This is a genomic window from Stieleria magnilauensis, from assembly GCA_007753675.1.
GTDB lineage: Bacteria > Planctomycetota > Planctomycetia > Pirellulales > Pirellulaceae > Stieleria > Stieleria magnilauensis.
The window spans coordinates 3,275,801-3,287,922 of record CP036432.1 but is presented as its reverse complement, the minus strand read 5'-3'; the positions used below and the strand labels follow the sequence as shown (position 1 = coordinate 3,287,922).

Genomic DNA, 12,122 nt, shown 5'->3' with positions numbered 1-12,122 from the left:
GAGCGGACGATCACCGTCCGCTCTGTCGCCGCCGTTCCCAGACGGCGAGGATCGCCACGCGCACGACCACGTGCCATCGCGACGCTCACCAGGACGCCAGACCGCCAAGCGAACCGAAGTGGCGAGGCCCGGAAGCTGGCGCGAACCGGCTGATGTCAATGGATGATCAGCCGTTTGGCGCGAGCCTTCGGGCCCAAGCGAGAGCAAACGACGCTCCACGTTGCGGTCTTGCGTTTCGCGTGTGGCTAAGCCGCGCGGCTCAGGCTACGTACCGTTTGCAGTTGTTCGATCCGCCATAGCAAGGCTTCCCGCTCACGTGCGTGCTGGCTGATGCAGCGGGACAATTCGTTGCTCAGACGTTTCACCTCATTGATCGGACTCTCCTGCATCGACCAGTGCTCCAGCTGCGCCTGCAACGTACGGACCTCCTCGCTCGATGCCGCGGCTCGTTGTTCCAGCAACTCAAATTGAGCGGTTCGTTCCAGAAGCTGCTGCTGCAGACTCTCGATCGTTTGTTGTTGGGCGAGTTGAGTTTGATGATGACGCTCGCGTAGTGTCACTTGGTTGTGCTCCAACTCGGTCACTTGAGCTTGCCACTTAGCGGACAACTCGGCCTCAAGGTCCGACTGGACGGGCTCGGAAACCTGTTGCTGTCGTGTTTGCTCGAGCTGTTCCAATTGTTGCGCTTGTTGGTCCAGCTTCTCGGTCAGTTGCGCGATCGTGTGTTGGGCGGTGGCCATTCGATCGGCAGACTCGGCCAGTTGAGACCGCCGCTCGGCCAGATCCGCTCGCAGTTGCACGTTTTCTTGTTGGTGACTCGATGCGTCCTGACGCAATTCGCTCAGCGTGGCTTCGAGCAGTTCGATTCGATCGGCTTTCGCCGCGGCAGCACGTTCGACATCGGCCAGCCGCGAGTGGAGCTGATCGATGGTTTGCTGCAGACGATCGTTCTCGGTCGACGAGACGGCTACCGATCGTTGACTGGCCGCGAGGGCATGTTCGAGTTCGGCGACTTTCGCCTGATCGTTGGCGCTGAGCTGTGACTCGCTGTGTTGTGCCTGTTTTTGCCGCTCCAGTTCCGCCTCCAGACGCTGCAGTTCCACGGCGTATTGTTGTTCGGATTCGTTGGCCCGCAACAGCGCGTTGGCGTCCGCTGCTCGGGCGGCGGATTGAATCTCGCGAAGCTGGTGATCCCGTTCCAACAGCATCGACTCCGCCTGGTCGGCACGCTGATTGGCATCGGCGAGTTCGGTCTGCACGATTGTGATCTCTTTCGTCAGATCACCGACGCGATGCCTCAGCTGGTCATTCTGGCTGACCAGTCCGTTGTTTTCGCGCCGCGTTTGTTCCAGCTGTCGTTGTGCGTCGGCGGCGAGTCGTTTGGTCGCATCGATCTCTTGATCCTTGGCAAACAAGGACGCGTCGAAGTCATCCGAGTTGGCCTTCAAACTCGCGACGGTCTCGATCAGCGACGTTTTCTCTTCCGAGACCGCCGTCAGTCGCGCGGTGGTGTCGTGAAGCTGATTGCGAAGCATCTCGATGGCACGCTGGGATTCTTGCCGATCACAGGAAGATTCGACAAGCACCGCCTCAAGCTCGGTCTGCAACTGCCGGATTTCCGATTCCCGCTTGTCCGCCAGATGATCCAGGTCGGCGTTGATCAGCTCCACCATTTCGTGGTCGGTTTGCAAGATCCCGACGGTCGCCTCCAGCGTTTCGAGTTCGTCTTCGCAGATCGCGAACGCTTCGGAGGTTTTGGATCGGAATCGGGCGAATTCGTCGACCAGTTGCGTGTACCGGAGACGTTCTCGCTCGTGCTCGCTTTCATACCATTCGCTCAGCTGGACAGCTTGTTCTTGAGCGGTTTTCCAATGTTCCAGGATCTCGTCCTGGTCATCCATCTGCTGTTGCAGGGCTTTGATCGTTGCGAGCTTGTCCGCGATCGCTGCGTGGTGCCGGCTGACGAAGGAATCGTGGGCGCGTTGGAGCGATTCTTGTTCGGCCGACGCGGCCTGCGCGACGTGCTTCAGTTCATGTTTCAACGTCGCAACGTGCCGGTTGACGGCTTGGGCTGCGCTACGAGCTTCGGCAAGTTGTTGTTTGACGGTCGCGATTTCTTGCTCGTGGTTGTCCCGTTCGCTCCGCGTTTCATGCTGCAACACCGAGAGCTGTTGTTGCAGCGTTTCGATTTTTCCCACCAAGAACTGTTTTTGTTGCGCCAGCGCTTGCTCGGCCCGTCGGCGGATCTCAGCGGCTTGCCGGTTGTTGCCAGCATGAGTGGACTCGAGCAGCTGGCGCAGACGCGCGATTTCGGCATGGTACAAACGGAAATCGGCCGCCGGCCAAGGGGGCAAACCAAGCCTTGCCGTGTCATGCATTACGTCGGGGGGCATGCCGACCGAATGCGTGTGGTAGGCCTGCGGAGCGGTGGTGTAATGGGTGCGCCGGCGATCGTCCATCAAATGATCCCATCCCTGGGAAAGTGTTTCGCGCCGCGAGATCGAAAGAGCCGTGTCGACGTCCACACCCGCGGTTTCATTGCGCGTGAAACATACGTCAGCCCGTCTGCTCAGTGGAAGGTCAGTTTCACGGCACCGATTGATAGCAACCAGCGAGGAGCAACGACCCTCTGCTCGCTGCGCTCGACCCTCCCTGCCGGGGAGGTTGGTATCTACACAAGTCGCTTTTTGCCCAAAGGGCATGCATATCCTTAGCCTGGGGCAAGCAAACGGAGCATTTGCGATGGTTGCGCCGCCCCAGGAACCTCATCGCAATGAGGTTGGATTTGGCCAACGGCCATGCACAAACTCAGAACCGATCTGACATACAAACGATGTGTAGATACCAATGCTGCCAGGGGAGGGTGGCTTCACACCTCAATGACGAACCCACCGTGTAACGTGGTGCGTCCGAGAGTCGAGCAAAGCGGGGGGCGGTCGGCTATCATCTTGCAAGGTTTATTAGGGCCGGCTGTTCGGCCGTCCGTCACCTTTTTCTGTGGGGAATTTGATGCGATTCGTTGTTTTGATGATGGTCGTTTGGGCCACCGGCTTGCTTTCGATCCGGCACTCCCTCGCGCAAACGAGTTCAACGGACAGCCCCGCCGGCAACGAAAAGGTCGCGGAGATCTTTCGCACGTTCTCCGCCAAGGGCGCCCAACGTGACGCGTCCGAGCTGACACCGCCGGATCAGATGATCGACCGGCTTCGGCTCCGCAGCGACGTCGAAGCCGATTTGATCGCCCACGAACCCGAGCTTTCGCAGCCGTTGTTTCTGTCCTGGGATTCACGCGGTCGCATGTGGGCGGTGCAGTACCGCCAGTACCAGTACCCTGCCGGGCTGAAGGTCGAGCGTTTCGATCAATACCTGCGGGCTGTTTACGACAAGGTGCCCGAACCGCCGCCCCACGGCGCCGTGGGTGCGGACAAGATCACGGTGTTCAGCGATACCGACGGCGACGGTCTGTATGACGCCAGCAAGGACGTCATCACGGGACTCAACATCGCCACCTCGGTCCAAGTCGGTCCGAAAGGCATCTGGGTGTTGAACCCGCCGTATTTGCTGCATTATCCCGATGCCGACGGCGATGACGTGCCCGACGGCGATCCGGAAGTGCATCTGTCGGGATTCGGGCTGCAAGACACGCATTCGGTGGCCAACAGCCTGTTGTGGGGGCCGGATGGTTGGCTGTACGGTGCCAACGGCAGCACCACGGCCGGAACGGTCAGCTCACAAGTGACCAAGGGCGTTCGTTTCGAAGGCCAGTGTATTTGGCGATATCACCCCGAATCGAAAGTCTTCGAAATCTATGCCGAGGGCGGCGGGAACACGTTCAGCCTGGAGATCGATTCGTACGGACAAGTTTTTTCGGGAACCAACGGCGGTAGCAAACGCGGGTATCACTATCCGCAAGGCAGCTATTCGGACAAGAACTGGGGCAAGCACGGTCCGCTGACCAATCCCTATGCGTTCGGCTACTTCACCGGCATGCCGATGAAAGGCGACACCCGACGGTTTGCTCAAGCCTTCATGATCTATGATGGCGGGTTGTTTTCAAAAGACTTTGACCGATCCATTGTCGCACCGAATTCGTTGCACAATCTGGTTTGGAACAGTCGTCTGATTCCGGATGGATCGACCTATCGCACCGAAGACGTCGAAAACCTGATCGAAACCGACGATCGCTGGTTTCGGCCGGTGTACGCCGGCGCCGGGCCCGACGGCGCGATCTACATCGCGGACTGGTACGACACCCGTTTGTCCCACGTCAATCCCGTCGACGACTGGCACAAGAACAGCGGACGGATCTATCGCATCCGCCCCAAGGGATCTAAGCCCGTCTACCGCTCCGGCGATCTCACCGCCCTGTCCAGCGACGACCTGATCGCCCTGTTCGACTCGCCCAACAAATGGCTCCGCCGCCGCGCCGCTTTGGTCCTCGGTTGGCGCAACGACAGCGATGCGACCGAGACGCTTGTCAAACGTGTCGACCAATCGGGGTCGCTGGAATCGCTCTGGGCACTGAATCTGATGGGGCAACTGTCGACCGAGCGGGCCGCCGATTGGTTGCGGCACGACGATCCCCAGATCCGACGTTGGACCGTTCGGTTGTTGGGGGATCGGCATGAAGGCCATCGCCAGCTGGTTTCACTGGCGGAGAACGAACCCGATCTACAAGTCCGCAGCCAACTCGCCTCGACGGCCAAGCGGATCGACAGTGAGACGGGTTTGGCAATCATCGACCGCCTGACGCGACGCGACGAAGACGGAAACGACCCGCACTTGCCGCTGTTGTATTGGTGGGCGGTCGAAGCCCACGCAGATGATTGGGATGCGATCAACGCATTCTTCTCTGACGATGCGTCATGGGGCCGCCCGTTGGTGCGCCAACACATTCTTGGCCGTCTGGCCCAACGCTATGCGGCCGCCGGAACAGCCGCCGACATGGAACACTGCGACAACCTGGTTGCCCTGGCCCCGGACGACGCAACCCGCGACATCTTGTTGGTCGGGCTGACCAAAGCGTTCCAAGGCAGGTCGATCCCGGAGCTGCCCAAACGTCTCGACCGCGCGCTGTCCGCCTATCAGGAATCTCGCGGTGAATCCGGGGCGGTGCTGGCACTTCGCAGCGGTCGCGAGGGCGCCGCGGACGCCGCGATCAAACTGTTGCGTGACTCCACGACCGATCTCGGGCTGAGGATCGAACTCGCCTACGCACTCGGCGAGTTGCGCGAGCCCATGAGTGTGGATGCCCTGTTGCGGTTGGCGACGGGGCGTGAGACCAGCGAACCGGCGCTGCAACGTGTCGCGATCAGTACGCTGGCCAATTTCGACGATGTCCGAATCGCAACCGGGTTGATCGGCGCGTTCTACGGAAAAATCTCACGCGAACATGGGCTGCGAGCCGCCGCCTGCCGAACGCTGGCTAGCCGTGCCGCCTGGGCCGACCGATTGCTCGAAGAAGTGATTCAGTGGCGGGTGCGTGTCCCTGAAGTCCCCGAAGACGTCATCCAGCGATTGCGCACTTACCAGGACCCGGCATTCATCGCCCGGGTCGAACAAGCCTTCGGCAAAGCCGTGACGGTGTCCTCGGCAGAGAAAATTGCCGAGATCGAGCGGCTGACGGATTTGCTGAGTCATTCCGCCGGCGATCCCGACGCAGGCAAAACACACTTCATGACCAAGTGCGGGACGTGTCACAAGTTATTCGGCGACGGAAAGACGATCGGTCCACCATTGGACGGTTACGAACGAGGCAGTTTGAAGTTCTGGTTGCCGGCGATCATCGAACCGAGTCTCGAAATCCGCGAAGGCTTTCAGTCGTACATGGCGCTGACACTCGATGGCCGCGTCGTTACCGGCATGATGGCCGCCCAGGATCCCAAGACCGTCACGCTTCGCACCGCCGATGACCAGACGGTCGTGCTGGTGCGCGACGAGCTGGAAGAATTCAAAGCGATCAAGACGTCGCTGATGCCCGAACAGGTTTTCAAAGACATGACCGACCAACAGATCATCGACCTGTTCGCGTATCTGATGTTGGGCACACGCAGGTAAACCCATCACGCCAGACTCAGACGTCATCAATTTCGCCGTGCTCTCACTTCATTTCGAGAGCGTTGCTGTCACGTATTCGCCTGCGCCTGCGAAGAACAGCGGGGAGTTCTTTGAATGAAGGAATGGTGCGAAATCCTTGAAGTCGGCGATCGTCGTTTCAAAATCGTCGTCGGAAGGACCGTCGTTACCCGAATCGACTTGAAACGTCACGGTATTGTCCACCCTGGTAATCCGCACGAGATGAGGACCCGTAGTCGGTAATTCACCGATTTCCTCTTCACCCAGCTTGAAGCGATTGAGTTTGACTTTTCCGGGTTCGATTCGCATGTGTGGTGAATGCAGCCGTAAATACACCGAATCTTTCAGTCCGTTGTAGCTACGATCCGCGACGCCGTATCCGATGCCAATGTTCGCCACCATGTCTTCGTGTCCAAATTGGACGACCACCTCGAAGGTAAAATCACTCGAACCACAACCGATGTCTTTGGTGAAAATCACGCCTTGTTCTCGATAGGTAAACTCGTTGTAGCCCTGAATACGAATACCGCCGGATTCTCCTTTCTGATAACGCGATCGAGTCGTGAGGAATGACGGCAGGACTCGCGAACTGCCCAAGGCTTTGGCGTTTCGGTCCGTCATGGCAAGCCTGGGACGCCCCGCTGCGTGGTCGCCTGCCGCTTGCGTGATCGTACGGGTCAAACTGATCGAAGTGGAGGTTGCGACGATGATTCTTCCGGTCTGCACATCGATCAATCGGACGTAAGCGATGCCCCGAGTGCGGCCACTGGGGACAACTTTTCCAGCCAGGACATGCGTCGCCCCTGTCAAGTCGCCCAACTTTTGAGCTGTTTTGGGATCGAACAGGGGTGTGTTTTGTACGAGCAACTCCCCGAGGACTTGTCCCAGTGATCCACGATCGACGACGGCAACTTTTCGGTTGACGAGTCTGGTGGTGATATCTTCAGCCATGACAAGTGTTTCATCCACGGATTCTCCATTCTGATCTCGGATGGGACAAACCGCGACTCGCAGATCGAGATCGGGTTCGACTTCATCACCTACTCGTAATTCGGGTTCCAGATTCCCGACCAATTTGGCTTTGCAATATTTTTCCTGGGCTTCGATGACCTGAACTTGAGCAATTTTCGGACGTTCGACCGCGATCACATCGCCGCTAACCGGATCTTTGATTTCCCCTTCATTTCGGAAAACGGAGAGGATTGTGCCTTCACGAATACCGCTGTTCGTTCCAAGTGTGAGGTAAACGACTTGCGACGACACCTTGGCGATCCGGCCGGGCAATTTCCTCTGTGCCGCAACTTGTCCGATCTTCCAACTCAACATTTCTGCCAGTCCGATCGACTCCACCGCGTCATCGAATGGGAAGGGTGTGATCACCTCTTTGACATTGCTTCGCTCGAATCGGACATTGGTATTGGTGTCAATGTCTTGGATCGTCACATTCTCGGTGTCTTGGCTGATGAGCGTTCCGATAACGGGCTTGGACGAATTCTTCAGCAGCACCTTGAACAGCGGTGGCGAAGCAACCTGAGCCGAAACCGTAGAGCAAACGAGAATCCCGAGCAACGCCGCGGTCAAGTATCGAGCGAACGCCGGCGTGCGAATGAGGTGAGGAAGCATGGGGCTATCGACTTATCAGGGCTAAGGGACTGGAAACCGCCGGAAAAGGTGTCCGACACCTTTTTGGGGGAATGGGAGGGGCAGGCGAGCCTAACGTTTGAGGAACCGTACGTTCACGGGCGTGCCGACGGTGATTTCGCTGCCGGTCGGTGACAGGGCTCCCGATTCGCCGTCGATCTTCAGCGACACCACGTTGTCGGAATTCTGGTTGGCGACGACCACGAACTTGCCGCTCGGATCGATCCCGAACCCCCGCGGGACTTCACCCCGGATCGATTCGTTTTCGATCCACTCGATGTCTCCGTTGGAAGCGTCGATCCGAAAGACGGCGATCGAGTTGTGCCCCCGATTGGAAACGTACGCCGCTTGGCCATTGGGGTGAACCAGACATTCCGCCGTGCTGTTACCCGGAACGGCCTGACCGCCTGGAAGCGTCGAGACGACTTTCAGAATCGATAACCTGCGTGCCGCATCCTCGTAACGCAGCAACGCAACTTCGGAGGAAAGTTCCAAGTTGGCCAGTGCGATGTTTCCCGCGGGAGCGAAACAGAAGTGGCGGGGGCCTCCTCCGGCGGGCATCTTCAGTGACCGCTGTTTCGAAGGCGTCATCGTTCCCGTTTCTGCAACAACGTCATAGATCACGATCTGGTCCATGCCGAGGTCGGCGACAAACGCTTGGGTTCCGTCGGCGCTGAAATTGATCGAGTGGGCGTGCGCCTCCTGCTGGCGACGCGGGTTCACGCTGCTGCCGACATGCTGGTGAAAGGAAGCGATTTCTCCCAGCGAACCATCGTCGTTGATCGGGAACGACGCACAGCTGCCACCGCTATAGTTTGCCACGCCAAGACACTTACCCGATGGGTGCACCGCCACATGACAGGCAGCCCCGCCACGCGTCGACCGCTGGTTGAGTTGTTTCAGTGTGCCGTCGTCGCCGATGGAATACGCGACGATGCCGATGGAACTCTCGTCGGTCCATGGCGTTTCCGAAACGGCATACAGCGTTTTGCCGTCAGGAGCAATCGCGACGAACGACGGGTTGTCCGCTTTGGCTGCCAATCGCGGTTGGGAGAGTGCGCCGGTGGCCTCGTCCAGCGTCGCAACATAGATCCCTTCGCTGGATGTGTTTCCGCGTGTGTAGGTGCCGAAATAGACAAGCGTCTCGGCCGAACACATCGTGCCTGCCGACAGAAGATACAATAGGACCGCGAGTCGCATAGTGATTCTCCAGGATGAAAGATGGAGTCGCCATTGTAGCTCGCCGGCGAAGGTCGAGCAGCGGATGCGAATCATCCACCAGAGAGTCCAAAGGGACGTGTTGTGTTCCGCGGGTCAACGCCGCTGACGACCGGTATTTTCAGTGAAACTCCTTGAGAACGACGAGTCCAATTCAATGCGAAACGTTGCGATCGTGATCCTTGTTGCCGTAGTCCTCGCGAAGTCGACTGCCGCACAATCGGCTGAACCTGCCGCGACAAACAGTGATCAGCAGATCGCGGAATATTTTCGCGCCGAGACACAGAAGCTGACCGATCGAACGTTCGCCGACATCGAGACGCTGGAGGATTGGACTGGCAAACGACCCGAGTACCGTCGCCAAATGTTGGAGATGCTGGGACTGAATCCGATGCCACCCAAGACCCCGCTGGAACCCGTCGTGACGGGCACGTTGGAAGAATCGGGAGTGATCGTCGAGCGATTGCATTTTCAATCGATGCCGGGCCTGTACGTGACCGCCAATTTGTATCGGCCGAGCGTGCAAAACGAAAAGCTGCCGGCGATCCTGTATGTCTGCGGTCACGGCGGCGAACGGCAGGACGGCAAGAGCCTGGGCAACAAGACACATTATCAACACCACGGAGCTTGGTTTGCGCGAAACGGCTACGTTTGTCTGACCATCGACACGGTTCAACTGGGTGAGATCGAAGGCATCCACCACGGGACCTATCGTGAGAAGATGTGGTGGTGGAACAATCGCGGGTATTCGTCGGCGGGCGTCGAGGCGTTCAATTGCATTCGGTCATTGGACTATCTGCAGTCGCGCGACGAAGTCGATGGGGATCGAATCGGGGTCACCGGGCGAAGCGGCGGCGGGGCTTATTCGTGGTGGATCGCGGCGATCGACGAACGCATCACCGCGGCGGTTCCGGTGGCCGGGATCACCAGCCTGAAGAACCATGTCGTCGACGGATGTGTCGAGGGGCATTGCGATTGCATGTACATGGTCAACACCTACCGTTGGGATTTTCCAATGGTCGCCGCGTTGGTGGCGCCACGTCCGCTATTGATTACCAATTCCGACAAAGACCGCATCTTTCCGCTCGACGGCGTCGTGGACGTCTACACAAAAGTGCAAAAGATTTATGACCTGTACGACGCCCGCGACAAACTGGGACTGCAAATTTCCGAGGGTCCGCACAAGGACACGCAAGAACTGCGCGTCGCCGCATTTCGATGGATGAATCGATTCCTGCGCGAGGACCATTCGTTGATCGAGATGGCCGCCGAGCCGCTGTTTGAAAAACGTGACTTGAGAGTCTTTGAAGAGCTGCCGGAGCAACAACGTGTGACGACGATCCACGAAAGTTTTGTGCCCAAAGCGGAACCTGGCGATCTCGACGTGGACTCTCCCGAAGCGGTCCGGGCATTGATCGATCGACTGAGGCAACGAACGTTTCGCGGCTGGCCCGATTCGCCCGAACCGCTAAACGTCCACTCGAGTGCAGTCGAAGGTGGACCTTCGCAGGCCCATGTGATCGAGTTCACCAGTCAGTCCCCGTTCCGATTGCCGATCTATGTGCTGCAACCGGACCGAGACCCGAACGCCCCACTCGACGTCTTGATCCTGGACCAGGATGGCTGGAAGAAATGGGCGGCGGGATTGTCCGTGTTGTTTCCCGGTCATGTGCCCGGCGTGAAACCCGACCCGGAAGTCGCGGCGGCAATGCAGCGGATGACCGAGGACCGTAACACGGCTTTCATCGTCCCCCGCGGTGTCGGACCGACACGCTGGACCGATGACGAACGAACGCAGACGCACATCCGCCGACGCTTCATGCTGCTCGGTCAGACCCTGGCGGGCATGCAGATCTACGATGTCATTCGGGGGCTGGAAACGCTGCGGCAAACGGCAGGATTAGAAAAGTCAGTGGTCTCGATCGAGGCCGAGGGAGACGCTGCTGTTTGGGGCCTTTATGCCTCATTGTTCGTCGACGGGATCGATCAACTGAATCTTGAGAACCTGCCCGAGCGAAATCGCGACGCGCCGGATCTATTGAATGTCAGCCGGTTCGTGGAACTCAATGACGTCGTGAACGCGGCGGCCACGCGCTTGGTCGAAAAGTAGGGCATGCTGTGCATGCCGGGAGACTGCGCTCGACCCTCCCGCACACGGGAGGGTCGCTTCTTCAACTCCATCCCTGAACGTCAATGACCGCCTTGCCGAACGGGCGCGATCAGGGCACGCAGGTGCTCGACCGCTTGATCGGGTTGCTCAGATCGGAAGTGCAACTCAGCAAGTTGCAAACGCATCTGATGCTTCACGATCGGTGAATGGACGTGGCCGAGCGTGTCGGTGAGAAACTCGGCGGCCGCCTCGGGTTCCATAAATCGGGATGCCATCTCGATCGCTTCCAGCGCCGCCTCATCGGCCTTGGACAGCGATTGCGACAAGCGATTTTCAAGTTCCATTTCGGCGATGCGAAGTTCCAAGCGATTGCGGTGCAACTCGAGCTCTCGCATTTCATGCTCCATCGCTTGCAGGTGTTGATCTCGCTCGCGTTGCTCGTGCTCGCGACGTTCCATCCGCTCGCGCTCATGCATCTCACGTTCGCGCATCTCACGCTCATGCATCTCGCGCTCATTCATTTCTCGCTCATGCATTTCACGTTCACGCATGTCTTGCCCGCGCATCTGACGCTCACGCATGTCTCGCTCACGCATGTCTCGTTCACGTAACTCGCGTCCATCGATTTCGCGTTCGTCGATTTCGCGTTCGTCGATTTCGCGTTCGCGGAGCTCATGCGGGCGTGATTGACGTCTTTCCATCGCGCGTTCGCGCAGTTCACGTTCATCGGCTTCTTCGCGATTTCCGGCTCGCTCTTCATCGCGTGGGCTGCGGTCTTGCTCAGCAGTCTCGCGCTCACGGACCTCGGTTTCGCGTTCATCGGCACGCAAGGGCGTCGTCGTGAACAGGGGAGCGACAAAGCAGAACGCCAGCCCGGCGAGCAATTTCGTTGAAAACGATCGATCGGTAAGGGTCATGATGGGACCTGCAACGGGGGAAATGGGGTGGAGGGGACGGTGATCGCCATCGCAGAGACTTCGTCGTCCCGACGATCACGAAACGCCGACCCACCAATTTAACCGGTTTGGGACGGAACGGTGGCACAATCTGACGGTCGGAGGGGGGAGCCACCCGACGG

6 protein-coding genes are annotated in these 12,122 nt (G+C 58.7%); 2 read left to right on the top strand and 4 right to left on the bottom strand.

Annotated features, from left to right (window positions below):
- Positions 1 to 245: 245 nt before the first annotated feature.
- Complete coding sequence (locus TBK1r_RS11680; protein WP_145210397.1) at positions 246 to 2,459, bottom strand: coiled-coil domain-containing protein; 2,214 nt, start codon at positions 2,457 to 2,459, stop codon at positions 246 to 248.
- Positions 2,460 to 3,009: 550 nt separating this feature from the next.
- Here TBK1r_RS11680 and TBK1r_RS11675 point away from each other — a divergent pair.
- Positions 3,010 to 6,057 (top strand): PVC-type heme-binding CxxCH protein, encoded by a 3,048-nt coding sequence (locus TBK1r_RS11675; protein ID WP_419581250.1) that lies wholly within the window; start codon positions 3,010 to 3,012, stop codon positions 6,055 to 6,057.
- A gap of 48 nt (positions 6,058 to 6,105) precedes the next feature.
- Here the strand turns inward: TBK1r_RS11675 and TBK1r_RS11670 are convergent, their stop codons facing one another.
- Both TBK1r_RS11670 and TBK1r_RS11665 read right to left on the bottom strand, forming a co-directional pair.
- Positions 6,106 to 7,698 carry a hypothetical protein gene (locus tag TBK1r_RS11670; RefSeq protein WP_145210396.1) on the bottom strand — a complete coding sequence of 531 codons (1,593 nt, stop codon included), beginning with the start codon at positions 7,696 to 7,698 and terminating at the stop codon, positions 6,106 to 6,108.
- A gap of 90 nt (positions 7,699 to 7,788) precedes the next feature.
- Positions 7,789 to 8,916, bottom strand: coding sequence for a lactonase family protein (locus tag TBK1r_RS11665; protein WP_419581249.1), 1,128 nt, complete (start codon positions 8,914 to 8,916; stop codon positions 7,789 to 7,791).
- Between the two features lie 175 nt (positions 8,917 to 9,091).
- On the opposite strand from TBK1r_RS11665, the gene TBK1r_RS11660 reads away from it, so the two are divergent.
- The gene (locus TBK1r_RS11660) at positions 9,092 to 11,044 is read left to right on the top strand and encodes an alpha/beta hydrolase family protein (protein WP_145210394.1); all 1,953 of its coding nucleotides are present in this window, start codon (positions 9,092 to 9,094) and stop codon (positions 11,042 to 11,044) included.
- An 80-nt stretch (positions 11,045 to 11,124) separates the two neighbouring features.
- Here the strand turns inward: TBK1r_RS11660 and TBK1r_RS11655 are convergent, their stop codons facing one another.
- The gene (locus tag TBK1r_RS11655; protein WP_145210391.1) at positions 11,125 to 11,961 is read right to left on the bottom strand and encodes a hypothetical protein; all 837 of its coding nucleotides are present in this window, start codon (positions 11,959 to 11,961) and stop codon (positions 11,125 to 11,127) included.
- Between the last annotated feature and the right edge of the window lie 161 nt (positions 11,962 to 12,122).

Excerpts from the sequence above, each read along its gene's own strand:
- TBK1r_RS11680 (WP_145210397.1), bottom strand. The coding sequence starts at position 2,459 with ATGGACGATCGCCGGCGCACCCATTACACCACCGCTCCGCAGGCCTAC.
- TBK1r_RS11675 (WP_419581250.1), top strand. The coding sequence starts at position 3,010 with ATGCGATTCGTTGTTTTGATGATGGTCGTTTGGGCCACCGGCTTGCTT.
- TBK1r_RS11670 (WP_145210396.1), bottom strand. The coding sequence starts at position 7,698 with ATGCTTCCTCACCTCATTCGCACGCCGGCGTTCGCTCGATACTTGACC.
- TBK1r_RS11665 (WP_419581249.1), bottom strand. The coding sequence starts at position 8,916 with ATGCGACTCGCGGTCCTATTGTATCTTCTGTCGGCAGGCACGATGTGT.
- TBK1r_RS11660 (WP_145210394.1), top strand. The coding sequence starts at position 9,092 with ATGCGAAACGTTGCGATCGTGATCCTTGTTGCCGTAGTCCTCGCGAAG.
- TBK1r_RS11655 (WP_145210391.1), bottom strand. The coding sequence starts at position 11,961 with ATGACCCTTACCGATCGATCGTTTTCAACGAAATTGCTCGCCGGGCTG.